General features: G+C 71.2%; 13 protein-coding genes. 10 read left to right on the top strand and 3 right to left on the bottom strand.

The annotated features are described in order from the left end of the window. The first annotated feature begins 16 nt into the window (after positions 1-16). Together glmS and dacB are read left to right on the top strand one after the other, a co-directional pair. The gene (gene glmS, locus AB0B28_RS05090; RefSeq protein ID WP_360116702.1) at positions 17-1,873 is read left to right on the top strand and encodes a glutamine--fructose-6-phosphate transaminase (isomerizing); all 1,857 of its coding nucleotides are present in this window, start codon (positions 17-19) and stop codon (positions 1,871-1,873) included. Positions 1,874-2,026: 153 nt separating this feature from the next. Beyond that, positions 2,027-3,595 carry a D-alanyl-D-alanine carboxypeptidase/D-alanyl-D-alanine-endopeptidase gene (gene dacB / locus AB0B28_RS05085; protein ID WP_360116699.1) on the top strand — a complete coding sequence of 523 codons (1,569 nt, stop codon included), beginning with the start codon at positions 2,027-2,029 and terminating at the stop codon, positions 3,593-3,595. Between the two features lie 44 nt (positions 3,596-3,639). On the opposite strand, the gene AB0B28_RS05080 is transcribed toward dacB, so the two are convergent. Then, on the bottom strand, positions 3,640-4,875 hold the full coding sequence (locus AB0B28_RS05080) for a DUF418 domain-containing protein (RefSeq protein WP_360116696.1): 1,236 nt from the start codon (positions 4,873-4,875) through the stop codon (positions 3,640-3,642). A 76-nt stretch (positions 4,876-4,951) separates the two neighbouring features. Here AB0B28_RS05080 and AB0B28_RS05075 point away from each other — a divergent pair, with 76 nt between their 5' ends. The 3 genes from AB0B28_RS05075 to AB0B28_RS05065 all read left to right on the top strand — a co-directional run bounded on the left by AB0B28_RS05075 (position 4,952) and on the right by AB0B28_RS05065 (position 7,527). Then, positions 4,952-5,545, top strand: a complete 594-nt coding sequence (locus AB0B28_RS05075; RefSeq protein ID WP_360116693.1) for a TetR/AcrR family transcriptional regulator C-terminal ligand-binding domain-containing protein — start codon at positions 4,952-4,954, stop codon at positions 5,543-5,545. Positions 5,546-5,675: 130 nt separating this feature from the next. Next, the gene (locus AB0B28_RS05070) at positions 5,676-6,047 is read left to right on the top strand and encodes a holo-ACP synthase (RefSeq protein ID WP_360116690.1); all 372 of its coding nucleotides are present in this window, start codon (positions 5,676-5,678) and stop codon (positions 6,045-6,047) included. Positions 6,048-6,075: 28 nt separating this feature from the next. Continuing rightward, the gene (locus AB0B28_RS05065) at positions 6,076-7,527 is read left to right on the top strand and encodes an NAD(P)H-hydrate dehydratase (protein ID WP_360116687.1); all 1,452 of its coding nucleotides are present in this window, start codon (positions 6,076-6,078) and stop codon (positions 7,525-7,527) included. Between the two features lie 190 nt (positions 7,528-7,717). On the opposite strand, the gene AB0B28_RS05060 is transcribed toward AB0B28_RS05065, so the two are convergent. Next, positions 7,718-8,215 carry a cysteine dioxygenase family protein gene (locus AB0B28_RS05060; protein ID WP_360116684.1) on the bottom strand — a complete coding sequence of 166 codons (498 nt, stop codon included), beginning with the start codon at positions 8,213-8,215 and terminating at the stop codon, positions 7,718-7,720. A gap of 338 nt (positions 8,216-8,553) precedes the next feature. Here AB0B28_RS05060 and AB0B28_RS05055 point away from each other — a divergent pair, with 338 nt between their 5' ends. Beyond that, a complete protein-coding gene (locus tag AB0B28_RS05055; RefSeq protein WP_360116681.1) occupies positions 8,554-9,522 on the top strand; it encodes an NlpC/P60 family protein in 969 nt (322 codons plus the stop codon). A gap of 52 nt (positions 9,523-9,574) precedes the next feature. Here the strand turns inward: AB0B28_RS05055 and AB0B28_RS05050 are convergent, their stop codons facing one another. After that, positions 9,575-11,602 carry a SpoIIE family protein phosphatase gene (locus tag AB0B28_RS05050; RefSeq protein WP_360116678.1) on the bottom strand — a complete coding sequence of 676 codons (2,028 nt, stop codon included), beginning with the start codon at positions 11,600-11,602 and terminating at the stop codon, positions 9,575-9,577. 313 nt (positions 11,603-11,915) lie between these two features. Between AB0B28_RS05050 and AB0B28_RS05045 the strand changes: the two genes are divergently transcribed. From AB0B28_RS05045 to AB0B28_RS05030, 4 genes are read left to right on the top strand one after another with little or no spacing between them, the layout of a single operon-like run. Then, positions 11,916-16,316 carry a HAMP domain-containing protein gene (locus AB0B28_RS05045; RefSeq protein WP_360116675.1) on the top strand — a complete coding sequence of 1,467 codons (4,401 nt, stop codon included), beginning with the start codon at positions 11,916-11,918 and terminating at the stop codon, positions 16,314-16,316. Next, the gene (locus AB0B28_RS05040; protein WP_360116672.1) at positions 16,313-16,867 is read left to right on the top strand and encodes a response regulator; all 555 of its coding nucleotides are present in this window, start codon (positions 16,313-16,315) and stop codon (positions 16,865-16,867) included. Before AB0B28_RS05045 ends, AB0B28_RS05040 begins: the two co-directional genes overlap by 4 nt. Positions 16,868-16,888: 21 nt before the next feature. Beyond that, entirely contained in the window at positions 16,889-17,266 is a 378-nt protein-coding gene (locus AB0B28_RS05035) for an STAS domain-containing protein (protein ID WP_360116669.1), read from the top strand. Continuing rightward, entirely contained in the window at positions 17,263-18,630 is a 1,368-nt protein-coding gene (locus AB0B28_RS05030; RefSeq protein WP_360116666.1) for a PrsW family intramembrane metalloprotease, read from the top strand. Before AB0B28_RS05035 ends, AB0B28_RS05030 begins: the two co-directional genes overlap by 4 nt. Positions 18,631-18,941 lie beyond the last annotated feature (311 nt).

The raw sequence follows: 18,941 nt of genomic DNA, 5'->3' as shown, positions 1-18,941 counted from the left end.
CGGTAGGGTTTCTCGCATGTGTGGAATCGTTGGATACGTCGGCCGCCGCAGCGCCGTCGACGTCGTGCTCGAAGGCCTGCGCCGTCTCGAATACCGCGGCTACGACTCCGCGGGCGTCGCGCTCGTCCCCGAAGGCGGCGGCCTGGAGGTCGACAAGCGCACCGGGAAGCTCGCGAACCTCGAAGCGGCCCTCGCCGACCACCCGCTGCCCGAGTCGTTCTGCGGGATCGGGCACACCCGCTGGGCCACCCACGGCGTCCCCTCCGACCGCAACGCCCACCCGCACCTGTCCGGGGACGGCCGGATCGCGCTGATCCACAACGGCATCATCGAGAACTTCGCGCAGCTGCGCACCGAGCTGGAGACGGCCGGCGTCGAGTTCGCCTCCGACACCGACACCGAGGTCGCCGCCCACCTCCTGGGGCTCGAGTACGCCGTGGACGGGAACCTCACCGAGGCCATGACGCGCGCGTGCGGGCGCCTCGAAGGCGCGTTCACGCTCCTGGCTGTGGCCGCCGACGACCCCGAGACCGTGGTCGGGGCCCGCCGCAACTCCCCGCTCGTGGTCGGCCTGGGCGAGGGCGAGTACTTCCTGGCCTCGGACGTGGCCGCGTTCATCGCCTATACGACCGACGCGATCGAGCTGGGCCAGGACCAGATCGTCACCATCTCGGCCGCGGGCGTGGCCGTGCGCGGCTTCGACGGCGCCGCCTCCGAAGGCAAGCAATTCCGCGTCGACTGGGACATCGCCGCCGCCGAGAAGGGCGGCTTCGAGACGTTCATGCGCAAGGAGATCCACGAGCAGCCCGCCGCGGTCGCCGACACGCTCCGCGGGCGCATCGACGAGCTCGGGCAGATCGTCCTCGACGAGGTCCGCATGTCCGACCAGGACTTCCGCGACATCGACAAGGTCTTCATCATCGCCTGCGGCACTTCGTACCACGCCGGACTGGTCACCAAGTACGCCATCGAGCACTGGACGCGCATCCCCTGCGAGGTCGAGCTCGCCAGCGAGTTCCGCTACCGGGACCCCGTGCTCGACCGCTCCACACTGGTCGTGGCGATCTCGCAGTCGGGCGAGACGATGGACACGCTCATGGCCGTGCGCCACGCGAAGGACCAGAAGGCCCGGGTGCTGTCGATCTCGAACACCGTGGGCTCGACGATCCCGCGCGAGTCCGACGCGGTGCTGTACACGCGGGCCGGGATCGAGGTCGCCGTGGCCTCCACCAAGGCCTTCCTGACCCAGCTGGCCGCGTGCTACCTCGTGGGCCTGCACCTGGCGCAAGTCCGCGGCATCAAGTACGCCGACGAGGTCTCGGCGGTGCTCGACGAGCTCGTGTCGGCCCCCGGCAAGATCGCGAAGGTCATCGAGCATCTCGACCCGGTGCGCCAGATGGCCCGCGACTGCGCCGCGGCCGGGACCGACCGGGTGCTGTTCATCGGCCGCCACGTCGGCTACCCGGTGGCGCTCGAAGGCGCGTTGAAGCTCAAGGAACTCGCGTACCTGCACGCCGAGGGCTTCGCGGCCGGGGAGCTCAAACACGGCCCGATCTCGCTGATCGAGGACGGCACCCCGGTGATCGCGATCGTGCCGAGCCCGCGGGGCCGCTCACTCCTGCACGACAAGATCATCTCGAACATCCAAGAGGTCAAGGCCCGCGGCGCGAAGGTCATCGCCGTCTGCGAGGAGGGCGACCGCATCACCAACGCCCACGCCGACCTGGTGATCGAGACGCCCGCCTCGCCCACGCTGCTCGCGCCGCTGCTCACTTCGGTGCCGCTCCAGGAGTTCGCGGCCGAACTGGCCACGGCCCTGGGCCGCGACATCGACCAGCCGCGGAACCTCGCCAAGTCCGTGACCGTGGAGTAGACGCTCCACTGAGGAACGACGGGCGGTCGCCGAGAGGCGACCGCCCGTTTCGCATACGCCTCCCGAAGCCGTTTCGATGCATGCGTATGCGGCGATATTCGCCACTTCCGATGGGGCTCGCGCAAAGCGCGCGAAAGCGCATATGCTCACGCGATGAAGAAACGCACCCTGATTTCGGGCGCCGTCGCGGTCACCGCCGCCGCCGCGCTCACCGTCGCGGGGACCGTCGTCGCTCAGGCGCAGGAGACCGGCAACGACGCGCTCGGCGCCGCGATCGACGAGATCCTCAAGAGCCCCAAGGTCACCGACTCCCAGGCGAGCATCATCGTCAAGGACGCGAACACCGGTGAGGTCGTCTACGACCACCACGGCAACCAGCGAGCCCTCCCCGCCTCGGCCACCAAGCTCGCCACCGTCGCGGGCGCCCTCGAAGTCCTCGGCGAGGACTACGCCTTCACCACCGACCTCGTGGCGGACACCCCGAACTACGGGACCGTCGAGGGCGACCTCTACCTGCGCGGCTCGGGCGACCCGTCCATGCTGGAGGCCGACTACCGCGCGCTCGCCGCCGACCTGGCCGATGCGGGCATCACCACGATTGAAGGCGACCTCGTCGCCGACGACACCGCGTTCGACACCGTCCGCCACGGCACCGAATGGGCCTGGGAGGACCTCGTCTACGGCTACGCCGCCGAGATCGGCGCGCTCACCATCGGCTCGGGCGACGACCACCTCTCCGGTTCGCTGCGCGTGTTCGTCACCCCCGGTGCCGCCGAAGGCGACCCGGCCGTCATCGAGACCGTGCCGGCCACTGACTACGTGACGATCGAGAACACCGCCACCACCGGGACCTCCACGAGCGTCTCGATCGTCCGCGACCAGCACTCGAACACGATCCGCGTGTCCGGGACCGTCGCGGCCGGATCGACCGGCACCTTCGGGACCCGCGCCGTGATCGACCCGGCCGGGCTCGTCGCCGACGTGTTCGCCGCCGCGCTCGAAGCCGAGGGCATCACCCTCGAAGGCGACGTGCGCCTGCACGAGGCCGCCCCCGAAGACGGCGACGTGCTCGCCTCGCACGCGTCCTCGACGCTCGGCGAGCTGGCCGTCGACCTCTTCAAGCCCTCCAACAACCTCTACGCCGAGGCGTTCTTCAAGGCCGCCGGGCACGCCGAGACCGGCCTGGGCACCGCCGCGTCGGGCAAGGACGCCGTCTACGGCGCGATCGAGTCCTACGGCGTGAACACCGACCCGATCCGCCAGTCCGACGGCTCGGGCCTGTCGAGGTGGAACGAGCTGACCCCGGACATGTTCACCGACCTGCTCATCGGGATCCAGGACGCGCCCTGGTTCGACACGTACTACGACGCGCTCCCGATCGCCTGCACCGACGGCACCTTGGAGAGCCGCATGTGCGGCTCCGAGGCCGAGGGCAACGTCCACGCCAAGACCGGCTCGCTCACGTCCGTCTCGGCGCTGTCGGGTTACGTCACCGACGCCGACGGCCGCGAGTACGTCTTCAGCATCCTGTTCAACGACTTCCTGACCGACAACATCAAGGGCGTCGAAGACCAGATCGCCGTCGCGATCGCCGCGCACTCCGAAGACTCCACCGAGTCCGAGATCGCCACGTTCATGACCGAGGCCGAGGAAGCGGCCGAACCGGCCGCGGAACTCCCCGCCGACCTCGAATGCTCCTGGTACGAACCGGCCATCTGCTAGTCCGAACCGAACAGAGGGCCCGGCCGAAAGGCCGGGCCCTCTTTCTATCTGCGGCCGTAGGTGAGTCGGCGCAGCAGCACTTCGGCGGGGCCGCGCGCCCCGGCGCGGGCCATCGCAGCGGCGAGCGCCACCGTCGCGGCCCAGACGAGGACCGCGATCCCGGAGGCGGCGGCGTCGGACAATCTCGCGCCGAGGTTCCCGAACATCGGGGTGAAGATCGCGGTGAAGGCCACCGATTGGAGCAGGTAGCACGTCAGCGACCGCTGCCCGCAGGCCGCGAGCGCCCGGGTGATCGGGCCGTCGGCCCGGTGGGCCGCGACGCCGGACCGCTGCGCCGCCTCCCCTGCAGGGTGCGCCGCGCTGTCGGCTCGATGCTCGGCGCGGCGGGCGGCGACGAGGCCGATGAGCGCGGCGAAGCCGAACCCGGCGGCGATGCCGGTGACCGAGTGGAGCGCGTACACGCTCACGGCCACGGGCGCTTCAGGGGCCCACAGTTGCGTCTCGGCGAGCATGAGCGGCAGGCCGCCGCTGACGCCGATCCCGATGCCCCACCAGGCGGTGCGCCGCAGCAGCGCCAGGTGGCGGCCGGGTTCGTCCAGGACGCGGCGACGGGCGGCCCAGATGCCGATCGCGAAGGCGGGCAGCACGTCGACCACGTAGACCGTGGGGGTGAGGGCCGACCAGACGGTCAGGCGCATCGCGGCGGCTTCGAGAGGGTCGGCGATGAGCGTCGGGTAGGAGTTGACGTGTCCGGCGGCCTCGGCGGAGAACCCGACCGCGGCCAGGACGGCGATGTGGAGCACCGCGAGAAGCGCGGCGGTCTTGATCAGGGTGCGGTCGCGGGCGGCGAGGAGCCCGGTGAATACCAGGCCGATGAGGCCGTAGGCGGCGAGGATGTCGCCGAAGAACAGCAGCAGCGCGTGCGCGAACCCGAATGCCAGCAGCCAGGCGCTGCGGCGGCGCACGAGGCGTCGCGCGGTGGGCCAGTCGGCCCCGGACTCCATGCGGCGGTCGGCCAGACGCGCGAGGCCGTAGCCGAACAGCGCGGCGAACATCGGCAGCGCGCGGCCGTCGACGAGCAGGACCTGGAGTCCGGCCACGACGCGGTCGAGCGCCGCGCCGTCCACGGCGTAGCCGCGGAAGCCGGTGTACTCGTGCGCGAGGAACATGTGCGCGTGGGCGAGTGCGATGAGCAGGAGCATGAGGCCCCTGGCGAGATCCGGTGCGAGGGAGCGGCGCGTGAGCGGGGTGCTCATAATTGCGGGCGGGGAGAGGGTCATCTCGACTCCAGTTTTAGGTACACGACTGTATCTAAAACAATAAGATACATGAGTGTAGCTAAGAATGGGGTTCGAGGTGTCCGAGACCGGAGGCCGCACACGCAGGCGCGGCAAAGACCTGCTCGACGCCATCTACGCGGCCGCCGTCGAGGAGGCCGCCGCCGCCGGGCCCGGCCGACTCACCATGGACGCCATCGCCAAACGCGCCGCCACCGCCCGCACCACCCTTTACCGCCGCTGGTCCGACCCCCTCGACCTCCTACTCGACGCCCTCGCCGCCCTCCACCCCGTCGAACAACCCGCCCCCGGAGCCGACGACCTCCGCGGCGACCTCCTCGCCTCGCTGCGCCTCATGGTCGACTGGGGATTCAGCCCCGCCGGACGCGCCGTCATGGCCCTCCTCGCCGACCCCGCCCGCGACCGGGCCGTCGTCGAAGCGCTCTTCACCCGCGTCTTCGACCAGAGAGGCGGCACCTTCACCCAGACCGTCCTGCGCCACTACGCCGAACGCGGCCGCATCGACCCCGCCCGCCTCACCCCCGTCACCCTCGACATCGGCGAAGCCCTCGTCACCAAGCGCATCATGGACACCGGCGCCGCCCCCGACGACGACTACCTCCAGGACATCGTCGACCAGGCGATCCTCCCCGCCGTCGGCGTCGCCCCCTGAGACCGCCGTCGACTTCGACGTGTCCACTTGCGCCCCAAACCGACCTGCCGACCGGCAGGCATTCCTCACTCGGGCGGATGAACCGTCTCGAACAGGGGCGGTCCGCCCGATCCCGTGGCACTCTTGACGGGTGATCGTCGCCGTGGGCATAGACGTAGTGGCAGTGGACCGGTTCGAGCGCGTGCTCGAACGCACGCCGCACGTCGCGGACAAGCTCTTCACCGAAGCCGAGCGCCGCGCCCCCGATGGGCGCGAAAGGCGCACCGAATCCCTCGCCGCGCGCTTCGCCGCCAAAGAGGCCGTGGCCAAAGCGCTCGGCGCGCCCGGCGGGATGCGCTGGGCCGACTGCCAGGTCCTCTCCCTCCCCGACGGACGGCCCTCCCTGTCCATCACCGGTTCCGTGGCCGCCGTCGCCGCACAGCGTGGCGTCTCGCGCTGGCACGTGTCGCTGTCGCATGATGGCGGTATCGCCACAGCGGTGGTGATCGCCGAAACGGCATGACGGCCCGCCGGGCCGGAGAGGGACAGCCATGGACGGTGCATGGACGGCCGCGGCGGTACGCCGCGCCGAAGCGCGACTGATGTCCAAGGTCCCGCCGGGGACCCTCATGCAACGCGCCGCCTCAGGTCTCGCGACCGAATGCGCGAACCTCCTCAAACGCCGAGACCCGCAGCGCCGCAACCGGGCCGGGGTCTACGGCTCCACTGTCATCGTCCTGGCCGGACCCGGCGACAACGGCGGCGACGCGCTCTACGCCGCCGCCCGCCTCGCCCGCCGCGGGGCCCGCGTCTTCGCCGTGCCCGTGATGGGCGACCGCGTCCACCCCCACGCCGCCGCCGCGCTCACCCGAGCCGGCGGCCGCCTCGTCTCCACCCCGCCGCAGCATTGCGACCTGCTCTTGGACGGCGTCCTCGGCATCGGCGGCAGGCCTGGCCTGCCCGGCCGCGCCATAGACCAGTTGGCGCGCATCGACGCCGGAGTGGTGGTCGCCGTCGACGTGCCCTCCGGAGTGGACGTCGACACCGGCGCGGTCCCCGCCAGCGCCGTCACCGCCGACGTCACGGTCGCGTTCGGGTCCCTCAAGCCCTGCCACGTGCTCGGCCGCGCCGCGCTGCTCACCGGGGACCTCGTGCTCGTCGACATCGGACTCGGGCCCTACCTCGACCAGCCCTCGGTGCGGGTGGCTGGCGAGGGCGACATCGCCGCGTGGTGGCACCGTCCCGGCCCCGACGACGACAAGTACACGAGGGGCGTGGTCGGCGTGGCCGCCGGTTCGGAGCGGTACCCGGGCGCGGCGGTGCTCGCGACCTCGGGTGCGCTGGCCGGGCCCGCGGGGTATGTGCGGTACGCGGGCGCGGCGGCCGACGGCGTGCGGCGCGGGCGGCCCGAAGTGGTGTGCACGCCGACCGTGAAGGAGGCCGGGCGCGTGCAGGCCTGGCTGGTCGGGCCCGGGATCGGGACCGACGAGGCCGCGCTCGCCGAGCTGCGGCAGGTGCTGGTCTCGCCCGCGCCCGCGGTGATCGACGCGGATGCTTTGACGCTCATCGGCGAGTACCCCTCTGAGCTGTCGCGGCGCGAGGCCCCGGTGGTGCTCACCCCGCACGACCGCGAATACGAACGCCTCTACGGTTCCCCACCGAGCGAGGACCGAGCCGCCGCGGCAGCGGCGCTGGCGAAGCGGCTCAACTGCACGGTGCTCTTGAAGGGCCACCACACGGTGGTCGCCGCAAGCGACGGCACGGTGTGGGCGAACCCGACCGGCAGACCGCAACTGGCGACGGCCGGTTCGGGCGACGTGCTCGCGGGTTTCCTCGCGTCCCTGCTGGCCTCGGGAATGGACGGCGTCCACGCGGCGGTCACGGCCGCTTATCTCCACGGCCGAGCTGCGGCGCTCGCATCAGAAGGCCACCGAACGGTCACGGCCTCGGACCTGGCGAGGGCGCTCCCGGAAGCGATAGGTGAAGTGCTGGCGCGCGGCTGATCCTCGCGGTTTCGGGGTGTGAGAGGGGCCGTCCACAGCCCCCGCCCACCACGAGAGGGGAAGGAAGAACTGGATGCGGCTCGATCGTCGCGCCGGGGTACGACAGAAATCGGCCGAAATCCGGGCCGCGAACCCGAATGTCACCCGAATGAGTGGCGCGCGTGGCCCGGAACGCGAGTGATCCGTCCGATCACCAGTCCTCGCCCGCCCGCATGATCTTCGCCGGGGCCAAGCCCGTCTCGTCCAGCAGGTAAGTGCGCATGGCTTCGAGGCCGGGTGAGTAGACGTGGAGGCTCACCGCTGGGGCGGTCGAGTCGTTGCGCATGCCGTGGATCGTGCGGTCGTCGACCGCGGCGACCTCGCCCGCTGCGAGTGTCTTTCGTTGCAGGCCTGGGAAGTCCCCGGGGCGGACCGTGAATTCGGTGAGGGTTCCCGAGACCACCGCGACCGCGGCGGCCGCGGGGCGGGCCACGCCTCCGTGGTCGTGGAGGTCGGTGCCCTGGCCGGGGAGCCAGGCCAGCAGCCAGGCCTCGTGGCCGGGGCCGGCGAGAACCCGGCGGGCCCAGCGGCTGCCCCGCGTGAAGCGCGGGCGAAGAGTGAGGTTGGCGGCGTAGAAGGCCGCGAGGGCTTCGAGACGGTCGGTGCCGAGGACGGCGGGCGCGAGCTGCGCGGGTGCGATGGTGCTCACTGAGCGAATGACTTTCGGTGCGTCGGAACGGTGGTCGGCCGAAGGCGCGCTGAGCGGCGCAGAAGCGGCTCAGCGCTGGTGACAGCGCTGACGACGACACGTCGAGAAGGTCATGCCCTCGATGGTAGCAACTCCCAGGCAACTCACAGGAGCGACACACCAACGGTGGAACCGTCGCTACGCTGCGAATTTGTCACGACCGGGGGCTACCGGCGCGTCAAGGGGCGCGCTAGGCTCATGTTCGGTCTCCTCCCGGCGCTCCAGCCGCCGGCGAGCCCCGCCCTCGGAAGCCCCGGTACGCCTCCCGACCTCCCGAATCCCGAAGGAGCACCTCCCTCGTGAAGCACTCGTCCGCCCGACGCAAGTGGACCTCCGCCGCCGTGATCGGCGGCCTGCTCGTATCGGCGGTCGGTTCGACCCCCGCCTGGGCCCAGCGGGACACCTCGGAGATCAACGACGAGATCGCTGCCGCCGACCAGGACCTGGCCGCCGCTGTCGAGGAGTACAACCGCGCCGCGCAGGACGTGGACGACAACCGCAAGCTCATCGAGGACACCGAGGAGTCCCTGGCCGCCGCCGAGGCCGAGCTCGACTCCCTGCGCGACCAGCTGGCCAACTACATCAACACGGCCTATGTGGAGCAGGGGATCGGCGACGCGGCGATGCTACTCGAATCGGGTTCCCCCGACGCGTTCGTGGAGCGCCTCGACCGGCTCAACTCGGCGAACCTCTACAACTTCGCGCTCATGGACGAGCTCAAGGACGCCTCCGAGGAGTACACGGCCCAGTACGACCTGCTCGTCGACCTCCAAGCCGACCTCGAGATCGAGGAGGCCGCGCTCCAGGCGACCGCCGACGAGCTGACCGACCGCATGAGCGACCTCGAAGAGGAATGGCAGACCGCCGCCGGTGAAGAGGTCGCCGGGTTCAGCGAGTACGACCTGCCGCGCATGACCGACGACGAGTGGACGGTCGTCAAGTTCGCGCTCGACCAGCGCGGCGAACCGTACGTGTGGGGCGCCGCCGGCCCGAACAGCTGGGACTGCTCGGGGCTGATCCTCGGCGCGTACGCCCAGCTGGGCATCACGCTGCCGCACAACGCCGCCGCCCAGTACAACTCCACGGCGAACATCAGCCGCGACGAGCTCAAGCCCGGCGACCTGGTGTTCTACAACAACCTCGCGCACGTGGGGATGTACATCGGCAACGACTTGATCGTGCACGCCCCGAACTCCTCGACCGTGGTGAAGGTCGTCCCGATCGACCACGGCAACGTCTACTACGGCGCGACCACGATCCTCCAGTAGGCAGTGAACTGAAAAGGGCCCCGCGATCTTCGCGGGGCCCTTTCCTTACTCTCTAGTGCTCGTCGCAGCGAACCACGAGGATCGCGATGTCGTCGCGCGGCGGCTCGGGCGAGAACGCCTCGACGGCTTCGACCAGGGCCGTGGCGATCTGGCGGGCGCTGGTCCCGGCCGATTCGCGCACGGTGCGCTCGATGCGGTCGCGGCCGAACATGGCCGCGCCGTCGCGCCGCTCGGTGACGCCGTCGGTGAAGAACACGAGCGCGTCGCCGGGGTCGAGGCGGACCTGCACGGGGTTGACCTTGACGTCGGGGAACAGGCCGACCGCGGTGCCCTCGGAGCCGACCCAGGCCGTCTCGCCGCCCGAGCGCAGCAGCAGCGGCCGGTCGTGGCCGGACAGGCACAGGTCGGCGCTGAGCGATCCGGCCGCGTCGCGGTCGAGCAGGGCCGAGGCGATCGTGGCGTACCGCAGGTCTCCGGGCTGTTCGAGGAGGGTGGCGTTGAGCAGTTCGATCGCGCGCGGGAGCGGGCGGCCGTCGCGGGCCATGACCCGCAGGACATCGCGGACGACCCCGGTGACGGCCGCGGCCTGCGCGCCTTTGCCGCACACGTCGCCGATGGCGACCCACAGGCGGTGGTCGGCCAGTTCGGTCGCATCGTAGAAGTCGCCGCCGACCTCGGTGCGGCTGACCGGGCCGGGGCCCGAGCCGGGCAGGCGGCGAGCGGTGGCCGGGAGGTATTCGGCCGCGAACGAGACCCCGGCGACGTCGGGGAGCGAACCGGGCATGAGCGCGGCCTGGAGTTCGTGGGCCACGGCCTGGCGTTCGGCGTGGATGCGGGCGTTGTCGAGCGCGAGCGCCGAGCGTTTGGCGAGGTCGGCGATGACGGCGCGCTCTTCGGAGGAGTGCGTGCGTTCGATGGGGCGGCCCACGGTGAGGACGCCGATGGTCGCGCCCCGCGCCGAGAGCGGCACCGCGACGGCGTCGAGGCCCCGCGGCACGGGCAGTTCCATCCCGGTCCACCCGTCCGAGGCCAGCGCGGCGGCGAGCGGGGGCGCGGCCTGTTCGAGGCGTGCGCGCAGGTGTTCCAGTTCGCCTTCCTCGGCGTGGGTGAGGGAGGCCAGGCGCAGGTCGCCGCCGTCGCCGGTGAGGTGGACGGCGGCCCAGCGGCCGAGCTGGGGGACCACGAGCTGCGGGATGAGCGCGACGGTGAGGTGCTCTTCGAGGGAGTGGGCGAGGAGCTCCCCGGCTTCGGCGAGGTAGGTGAGCCAGCCGGAGCGGCGCTGCTCGTCGGTGCGCATGCGGTCGATCTGGACGGCGAGGGCCACGCGTTCGGCCACGAGTTCGGCCAGCGGCCGCCAGTCGGGGCGGGCCTCGCCCGCGAGCATGAGCTTGCCGCACGCGGGCGCGGTGAGCGGGAGCGGGACGGCGATCGCGACACTGGCGACGTCGCCGAACTTGGCGAGGATCTGCGCGCCGGTGCCGTCGCCGGAGTCGTATTCGATCGCGCCGCCGGTGGCGCCGGTGGTGTCCTGGCAGCGGGCGAGCAGTTCGGTGACGAGCTGGTCGACCGGGAGCCGGGACTGGAGCGCGGGGGCGACGGTCAGGAGCGCGGCGAGCTGGGCGAGGTCGGGGAGCGCGGTGTCGTCGGCGGTGTCGAGGGCCGGGCGGGGCGCGGGGCGCGCGTCGGGGTCGCGGTCGATGCGGAACCAGATGGACTTGCCGGTCACGTCGTGGGTGGTCCCCCACGAGGACGCGAACCGGTCGACCAGGAGCAGGCCGCGGCCGCCTTCGGCGGTGACCTCGGGCATGGCCGCTTCGAGCGGGTCGATGCCGCCGGAGCGGTAGTCGGTGACGGTGACGCGGACGCCGATCGAGTCGGCGGCGACGGTGAGGTTGATGTCGGTCCCGGCGTGGACGACGCCGTTGGTCGCCAGTTCGGTGGTGAGCAGGAGCGTCTCGTCGAGCAGCTCGGACAGCCCGGCTTCGGCCAGGACGGCTCGCACGGCGGCCCTGGCCGCGGCGGGGGAGCGGTCGTCGGCCGGCAGTCGCAGGCGCCGGGCGGCCCTCTCGGGGTACGTCACGACCCCAAGTCTATGCCCGGCCTGCTGCCCCTCGACGCCCCAGTGAGCCCCCGAAACCCTGTGATCCGGGCCCGGTTCGCGGCATACGTCGGGCCGGTCCGGCCGGTTTCGGGTGGTGACCTCGATCGCTTTGGGCCGCTTCGCGTCCGGTTTGACCCGGCCCGTCGCGGGTAGTCCCGTGCGGGCCGGACTGTTCCGTCGCCGTAACCGATGGTGACCGAGCACAATGCCTTGAGTAACCTGCCTTCACGTTTCGCGCCGCGGTGTGACAACCTGGTAGGCACGCCTGTCTCCGCAGCTGAGGAACCACGCCATGACGGACACCGTTGCCCGGAACCCGACCGATGAGTCCGACCTGCTCCGCAGCCTGGCCGATGCGCTGGGCGCCGTCGAGCTGGGGGACTTCTCGGTGCGGCTGCCGCGGGGCGAGGGCCTCGCCGGGGAGGTCGTCGACCGCTTCAACGCGGTGGTCGAGCAGGCCGACCGGCAGACCCGCGACCTCGCGCTCATCGCCCGCCAGGTCGGCCAGGAGGGCTCCTGGAACCACCGCCTCGTCATCGAGCACCTCGACGGCGGCTGGTCCGAAGGCGCGGCCAGCGTCAACCGGCTCGTCGAAGACCTGGTCAGGCCCACCACCGAGCTCGGGCGGGTCCTGGAGGCGGTCGCCGCGGGCGACCTGTCGCAGGAGGCGGCCCTGGAGATCGAGGGCAAGCAGCTGCGCGGCGAGTTCCGGCGCCTCGGCGAGACCGTGAACCAGATGGTCGGACTCCTGCGCTCGTTCGCCGGCGAGGTCACCAGAGTCGCCCGCGAGGTCGGCACCGAAGGCCAGCTCGGCGGGCAGGCCGACGTCCAGGGCGTCTCGGGCACCTGGCGTTCGCTGACCGACGCGGTGAACACGATGGCCTCGAACCTGACCGAGCAGGTCCGCTCGATCTCCACGGTGACGCAGGCGATCGCCTCGGGGGACTTGAAGCAGAAGATCACCGTCAAGGCCTCCGGCGAGGTCGCCGAACTGGCCGACACGATCAACTCCCTCACCGAGACCCTCCAGGTCTTCGCCGGGGAGGTCACGCGCGTCGCGCGCGAGGTCGGCACCGAGGGCCGCCTGGGCGGCCAGGCCGCCGTGCCCGGTGTCTCGGGCACCTGGAAGGACCTCACCGACAATGTGAACTCGATGGCCTCGTCCCTGACCGACCAGGTGCGCGACATCGCGAAGGTCACCACCGCCGTGGCCCGCGGCGACCTCAACCAGAAGATCGCCGTGCCCGCCCAGGGCGAGATCCTCGAACTCAAGACCACCGTCAACACGATGGTCGACCAGCTCTCCAGCTTCGCCGACGAGGTCACGCGCGTGGCCCGCGAGGTCGGCACCGACGGCCGCCTGGGCGGCCAGGCCAACGTCCAGGGCGTCTCCGGTACCTGGCGCGACCTCACCCAGAACGTGAACCAGCTGGCCGCCAACCTCACCGAGCAGGTGCGCAACATCGCGAAGGTCACCAGTGCCGTGGCCGCGGGCGACCTGGGCCAGAAGATCACCGTCGACGCGCAAGGCGAGGTCGCCGAGGTCAAGACCACCGTGAACACGATGGTCGACCAGCTCTCGCGCTTCGCCGACGAAGTGACGCGCGTCGCCCGCGAGGTCGGCTCGCAGGGCCGCCTCGGCGGTCAAGCGGACGTGCCGGGCGTCTCGGGCACCTGGAAGGACCTCACCGAGAACGTCAACCTCATGGCCGCCAACCTGACCAGCCAGGTCCGCAACATCTCCTCGGTCGCCTCGGCGGTCGCCAAGGGCGACCTCAACCGCCAGATCACCGTCGACGCCCAGGGTGAGATCCTCGAACTGAAGTCCACGATGAACTCGATGGTGGCGCAGCTGTCCCAGTTCGCCGACGAGGTCACGCGCGTCGCGCGTGAGGTCGGCACCGACGGGAAGCTCGGCGGCCAGGCCAACGTCCAAGGCGTCTCCGGCATCTGGGAGGCCCTGACCGACAACGTGAACTCGATGGCCTCGAACCTCACCAGTCAGGTCCGCAACATCTCCTCGGTGGCCTCCGCGGTGGCCCGAGGGGACCTCAACCGCCAGATCACCGTCGACGCCGAAGGCGAGATCCTCGAACTCAAATCGACCATGAACGCGATGGTCGACCGCCTCTCGTCCTTCGCCGACGAGGTCACGCGCGTCGCCCGCGAAGTGGGCACCGAAGGCCAGCTCGGCGGCCAGGCCAACGTCCCGGGGGCCTCCGGTACTTGGAAGGACCTCACCGACAACGTCAACTCGATGGCCTCCAACCTCACCAGTCAGGTCCGCGACATCGCGAAGGTCACCACCGCCGTCGCCAAGGGCGACCTGAACCAGAAGATCACCGTCGACGCCCAAGGCGAGATCCTCGAACTCAAGACCACCGTCAACACCATGGTCGACCAGCTCTCCAGCTTCGCCACCGAAGTCACACGCGTCGCCCGCGAGGTCGGCGTCGAAGGCAACCTCGGCGGCCAGGCCGAGGTCGCCGGGGTCTCCGGCACCTGGCTCCTGCTCACCCGCAACGTCAACTCCCTGGCCGCGACCCTCACCCTCCAGCTGCGCGCCATCGCCAACGTCGCCCACGCCGTGGCCCGAGGCGACCTCACCCAGTCGGTCGACTTCGAGGCCGCAGGCGAGATCGCCGACCTCACCGAGTCGATCAACCAGATGATCACCGCCCTGCGGGACAAGACCCGCCAGAACACCGACGCGGACTGGCTCAACTCCAACCTCGCCCGCATCTCCTCGCTCCTCCAGGGCCGCAGAGGCGTCGAAGAGGTCACCCGCATGGTCCTCGACGAGGTCACGCCGCTCATCGACGCGCAGACCTCCACGTTCTACGTCCGCCACGAGGACGTCTCAGGCCACGTCACCTACCGCCTCAACGCCGTCTACGGGCACCCCAGCCCCGGCGAGAAGAAGGTCATCGAGGACAACGAAGGGATGGTCGGCCAGGCCGCCGCCTCCAAGCGCACCATCCACCTGCACGACATCCCCGAGGGCTACCTGGAGATCTCCTCCGGGCTCGGCCAGGCCACACCCACCGACCTGATCATCCTGCCCGTCCAGTTCAGCGACAAGGTCCGCGGCGTCATCGAGTTCGCCTCGTTCAACACCTACTCCGGGCTCCACAAGCGGTTCCTGGACGCGCTGGCCCCGAACGTGGGCGTCACGCTCGCCACGATCGAGGGCAACGCCCGCACCGAGGTCCTGCTGCGCGAGTCGCAGCGCATGGCCCAGGAGCTGCGGGCCCAGTCCAACCGCCTCCAGGAGACCAACGTCGAGCTCGAGGAGAAGGCGCAGCTCCTGTCGGCCCAGAACCGCGCGATCGAACTGAAGAACGACGAGGTCGAGACCGCCCGCAAGGACATCGAGGAGAAGGCCGAGCAGCTCGCGCAGGCCTCGAAGTACAAGTCGGAGTTCCTCGCGAACGTCTCGCACGAGCTGCGCACGCCGCTCAACTCGCTGCTGCTGCTCGCACGGCTGCTCTCGGAGAACTCCGACGGGAACCTCTCGGACCGCCAGGTCGAGTTCTCGCGCACGATCTACAACGCCGGCACCGACCTCTTGACCCTCATCGACGACATCCTCGACCTGTCCAAGATCGAGGCCGGGCGGATGGTCGTCTCGGTCCACCCCGTCGACCTCGCCGAAGTCCTCGGCGACATCGAGGCCGCGTTCCGGCCCCAGGCCGAGGACAAGGGCCTCCAGTTCGCCGTGGACGTCGGCAACGGGGTCCCGCAGCTGATGCAGACCGACGGGCAGAAGTTCCAGCAGGTCCTGCGCAACCTCCTCTCCAACGCCGTCAAGTTCACCCGCGAAGGCTCGGTGACGCTCGCGGTGCGCCGCGTCCCCGCCGACCTCCGCTTCGACGCCCCGCACCTCAACGCCGCGGCCGAGCGGATCGCACTGAGCGTCATCGACTCCGGGATCGGGGTCGCCGAGTCGAAGAAGTCGATCATCTTCGAGCCGTTCCAGCAGGCCGACGGCACCACCCGCCGCAACTTCGGCGGCACCGGCCTGGGCCTGTCGATCTCGAAGTCGCTCTCGCAGGCCCTCGGCGGCGACGTGTTCATCGAGCACACCGGCGACGCCGGATCGAAGTTCACGTTCGTGGTGCCCGTCGAGCTCGACGCCGAATCGGACTACCCGGTGGTCGGCGCCGACGTCCCGATGCCGGTCGAGGAGCACATCGGCATCCTCACCGGCGCGCCCGAGACGCCCTCCTCGTCCGCCGCGGCCCAGCACCTCGAAGGCACCGCCGTCCTCATCGTCGACGACGACATCCGCAACGTGTTCGCGCTGACCGCCGCGCTCGAACTGCACGGCATCGACGTCCACTACGCCGAGAACGGCGCCGACGGGATCGACGCGCTCCAGCAGCACCCCGGGATCGACATCGTCCTGATGGACTCGATGATGCCCGGCATGGACGGCAACGAGACCACCCGCGTCATCCGCCGCATGCCGCAGTTCAAGGACCTGCCGATCGTGTTCCTCACCGCGCAGGCCCTCGCCGAGCAGCGCGCCCAGTCGGTCGAGGCCGGCGCGAGCGCCTACCTCACCAAGCCCGTCGACCTCGACCTGCTGCTGGACACCATGTCCCAGTGGATCGCGGGCGCGGGCCCCGAGGACGCGGGCGCCTCTTCCGGACGGGACAATGGCGGACCGAACGTTGGAGGCACCGCATGAGCACCGCCCGAGTCCTGCTGGTGGACGACCGATCCGAGAACCTCCTGGCCCTGGAGGCGATCCTCCAGGGGCTGCCCGTCACCACGATCGCGGTGACCTCCGGCGAGGAGGCCCTCAAGCGGCTCCTGTCCGAGGACTACGCGGCGATCCTCCTCGACGCCCAGATGCCCGGCATGGACGGCTTCGAGACCGCCCGGCACATCAAGCAGCGCGAGAAGACCCGCCACACCCCGATCATCTTCCTCACCGCCGCCGACCGGGACGCCCACCTGGCCATGCGCGGCTACTCGGTCGGCGCGGTCGACTACATCACCAAGCCCTTCGACCCGTGGATGCTGCGCACCAAGGTCAAGGTCTTCATCGACCTGTGGGCCCAGGGCCAGGCCCTGCGTCAGAACTCCGAGCGCACCAAGGACCTCCGCGCCCGCGAGGAGCACCTGCGGGACCGCCTCTCGGCCGCGCGAGAATCGCTCGCCGACTGGGCCGAGTCCCACGGCCCCGACGCCGAACTGGAGCGCATCCTCGGGATGCTCGAACCCGACAGTCGGTGATCCTCGGCTAGGGTTGGTCCCGTGGCGCACCAGAAGCTCGACATATCGGTCCACCGCGAGGCGAACGAGACGATCGTGGCCCTGACCGGCGAGATCGACCTGCACACCGCGCCCCGGCTCTCGGCCGCCGTCGACGCCGCGCTCGCCGAGGACCCCGTCCGCGTCGTGCTCGACATGGGCGGCGTGACCTTCTGCGACTCCCGCGGCCTCGGCACCCTCGTGATCCTCGCCCGCGCGGCCGCCCGCTCCCGGGCCGTGCTGGTCCTGGCGAACCTCGGCGACTTCCTGCGGCGACTCCTGGCCGTCTCGGGGATCGGCGAGCACTTCGTCATCCGCGACAACGCTTCGGAGCCCGGCCCCGAAGGCCACGACCCCTCGACCCCGGAGCCCCCTCGATGACCTTCGTCGACTACCTGACCGACAACCCCGCCCTGCCGATCGCGGTCCTCATCGCGCTCGTCGGCGCCACACTCGCCGCGATCGGACTGCGGCGGAACCGGGCCCTGCTCGTGACCGGGACGTGCGTCCTGTTCGGCGGCGGGGCCACCGTCCTGGGCTGGGCGATCGTGGACGGCGCGGGCGCGCGGGCCGCCGCGGTGGGTCTGGTCGCCGCGCTCCTGCCGGCCCCGATCCTGGTCGGCACGTTCCTGTGGCTCGGCCGCTACCGGCGCCGCCCGTGGCTGGTGCTCGCGTTCTGCTTCGGGTGGGGCGCGTGCGTCTCCACCGCGATCTCCCTGGGCGTCAACACCGGCGCGGCCTACCTCTTGTTCCGCAACGACATGGACCAGAACCTCGCCGCCGTGGTCTCCGCGCCGGTGATCGAGGAGATCACCAAGCTCCTCGGCCCGCTCCTGGTGTTCTGGCTGGCCCGCCGCCACCTCACCGGCACCCTCGACGCGCTCGTCTACTGCGGACTTTCCGGGGCCGGGTTCGCGCTCTCGGAGAACGTCCTCTACGCCTCCGGGGCCTACGTCTCCGGCGCCGAGGCCCTCGACGCGGCCGCCGGGATCGCGCAGGTGACGCTCCTGGTGATCGTCCGCGGCCTCGCCACGATGTTCGCCCACCCGCTCATGATCGGCCTCTCGGCGATCGGCCTGGGCAAAGCCGCCCGCAAACCGGGCCGCAAGGGACTCCAGACCGTGTGGATCATCGGAATGCTCCTGTGCGGCATGGCCCTCCACGCGCTGTGGAACGGCTCCTCGCTGCTGGGCGTCGAGTGGGAGATGCCCGCGCTGTGGTTCGCGCTCTACCCCGCGTTCCTCGCGCCGCTGTTCTTCACCATGGTCGGCGCGGCCCTGTGGCTGCGCTCGGCCGACGCGCGGCGCACCCAGACCGCGCTGGCGCCGCTCGTGTCGGCCGCGCAGATCTCCCCGCCCGAGCTGGCCTCGCTCGCCACGTTCGCGCGGCGCTCTGCGGCCCGCGCGTGGGCCCGCAAGTTCGCCGGGCCGCACGGCGAGGCCGCCATGAAGGACTTCCAGCGGGCCGCCTCGGACGTGGCCGAGCAGTACGACCTCGCCTCGATCGGCCGCCCCTGGGACGAGCGGGCCTTCGCCGAGGGCATGCACCGCATGGCCGCCGCCCGCGCCGTCTACACCGGCCGCGACCCGCGCACGCCCCCCGCGCTGTGGGACGGGCGGCGCTATCACGTGACGTTCCCCGACGGCGTCTCGCGCCCGATCGAGCCGCCCGCGCAGCCGGTGATGCCGCTGCCGCTCGCGCCCGTGCCGCCGCCTCCGCCCGCGTACGCGGTGCCCTATGCATGAGGGAGCCGCCGGGCCCGCGCAGCGCGCGCCCCGGCCCCGCTGGAGGGAACCGCACCCGGTCCGCGTCGGCCCCACGGCCGCGGGCTCGGCCCTGTGCGCCCTGTGGGTGCTCATGGCGCTCCTGGCGTACGTCCGGGGCACTGACGACGTGTCCCTGACGGGGGCGGGCTTCGCCTGGGTGACTTTGGCCGCGAGTACGATCGGGGCTGTCGCCGCAGTCGTCTTGGCGCGTTACGGTGACCGCGGAGCCGCGGTCGGCGTAGCGGCGGTCGCAGGGACGGCCGCTGGCGTCGCGGGGCTCTCATGCGAGC

The sequence above is a fragment of the Glycomyces sp. NPDC046736 genome (assembly GCF_040645615.1).
Lineage (GTDB): Bacteria > Actinomycetota > Actinomycetes > Mycobacteriales > Micromonosporaceae > Glycomyces.
This window is presented reverse-complemented; position numbering and strand designations above follow the sequence as displayed.

Excerpts from the sequence above, each read along its gene's own strand:
- glmS (WP_360116702.1), top strand. The coding sequence starts at position 17 with ATGTGTGGAATCGTTGGATACGTCGGCCGCCGCAGCGCCGTCGACGTC.
- dacB (WP_360116699.1), top strand. The coding sequence starts at position 2,027 with ATGAAGAAACGCACCCTGATTTCGGGCGCCGTCGCGGTCACCGCCGCC.
- AB0B28_RS05080 (WP_360116696.1), bottom strand. The coding sequence starts at position 4,875 with ATGACCCTCTCCCCGCCCGCAATTATGAGCACCCCGCTCACGCGCCGC.
- AB0B28_RS05065 (WP_360116687.1), top strand. The coding sequence starts at position 6,076 with ATGGACGGTGCATGGACGGCCGCGGCGGTACGCCGCGCCGAAGCGCGA.
- AB0B28_RS05045 (WP_360116675.1), top strand. The coding sequence starts at position 11,916 with ATGACGGACACCGTTGCCCGGAACCCGACCGATGAGTCCGACCTGCTC.
- AB0B28_RS05040 (WP_360116672.1), top strand. The coding sequence starts at position 16,313 with ATGAGCACCGCCCGAGTCCTGCTGGTGGACGACCGATCCGAGAACCTC.
- AB0B28_RS05030 (WP_360116666.1), top strand. The coding sequence starts at position 17,263 with ATGACCTTCGTCGACTACCTGACCGACAACCCCGCCCTGCCGATCGCG.